The 1,350-nt window shown below is 74.1% G+C and carries 1 protein-coding gene; it reads right to left on the minus strand.

Translation table 11 applies throughout. The features are described from left to right. The coding region (locus E1286_RS47260; RefSeq protein WP_132623960.1) for an NADH-quinone oxidoreductase subunit J family protein at nt 1-523 on the minus strand (523 nt) is incomplete at its 3' end. Nucleotides 524-1,350: the final 827 nt, after the last annotated feature.

A 1,350-nucleotide genomic window follows, 5' to 3' on the forward strand; every position in this document is an offset into this window, starting at 1 on the left:
TGTCGGTGCGGGACAGGACGATGGCGCCGATCAGCGCGGCGAGCAGCAGCACAGACAACGCCTCGAACGGCAGCACCCAGGTGGCGAACACGCTGGCGCCCAGCTCCTTCGCGGCGCCCTGCCCTGGTGTGAGGGGGGTGTAGGCCGTGCGGAAGGCGTCGATCACGACCGTGACGAGGACGGCCGCGGTCGCGATCGCCACCACGGCGGCGACCAGCCGATTGCCGCTGTCGAGGTCGGCGGAGCGACCGATGGGGGCGCGGGTGAGCATGATGCCGAACAGCAGCAGCACGACCACCGCGCCCACGTAGATGAGCACCTGGACCCAGGCCACGAACTCGGCGGTCAGCACGAGATAGCCGCCGGCCAGCGCGCCGAAGCAGAGCACCAGCCACAGGGCCGCGTGAACCAGTTGTCTGGTCGTGACGACGAGCAGCGCCGAGCCGACCGCCACCGCCCCCAGCAGCAAGAAGACGATCTCTTGCCCGGTCGGTGACAGGTAGGAGGGCACCGCCTCGGTCACGACTCCTCCTCTGACTCCCCTGGTTCGTCAGGATCGAGCCGCCCAGGGGGGCGGATGGACCGTGGATCGGCCATCCTCCGCCTGCGGAGGCTCGCGGCAGAAGTCTGCTCCTCCGGCCCGGTGCCCGGCGGCGGCTCGCTCGAGCCTGTGGATAACTGGCCTGGAGGTGGCTCTCCTGTGGATGAACCCTTGTCCCGCGCTCCCGGCCCCTCCGATCGCTCCTCCGCTGAGGCGTCGTCCGCCGCGTTCTCACCCGGCGGAGCTACGGGCTCGACTGAGGAAGGGCCGGCGCCGCCCGACGGAGCTCCGGCGCCGGGATCCGTCTCCTCCGGCTCCGAGCCGGCGGCGGCCTCCCCGGGCTTCGCGGACGCGGTGGAGCCCTGCCCTTGGTCCGCGGGACCCGTGGCGGGTGGTTCTGTCGGCTGAGGGAGAGCTCCGGGCGGGCGGATTCCCCGTACGTTCGTCATCGGGCGTCGGGGGCGGCCGCCAGGAGTGCGGGGTCGCGCCGACTCCCCTGCGGGCTCGGACGTGGCCGGCTCCGGTGCCGGCCGGTCGCCCTCGCCGGTGGCCGGCGGCGTGGTGTGGCCACGTTGCGGCCCGGCCGTGCGATCAGAGCCGTCGGAACGGTCGGGGCCGTCGGTGCGGTCAGGTCCATCGGCCTGAGCAGGCCGGTCGGCCCCGGCTGAACGGTCGGCGGGCGTCGAGCGACCCGCCGGTGCCGAGCGGCCGGTGGTGGCCTGCCGATCGGTGGTGGCCTGCCGATCGGCCGGGGCCGGGCGGTCGGCCCGCGCCGGACGATCTGCGGACGCGGCGGGGCGGCGGGGGGT

The sequence above is a fragment of the Nonomuraea terrae genome (assembly GCF_004348995.1).
In the GTDB taxonomy this organism is placed as follows: domain Bacteria; phylum Actinomycetota; class Actinomycetes; order Streptosporangiales; family Streptosporangiaceae; genus Nonomuraea; species Nonomuraea terrae.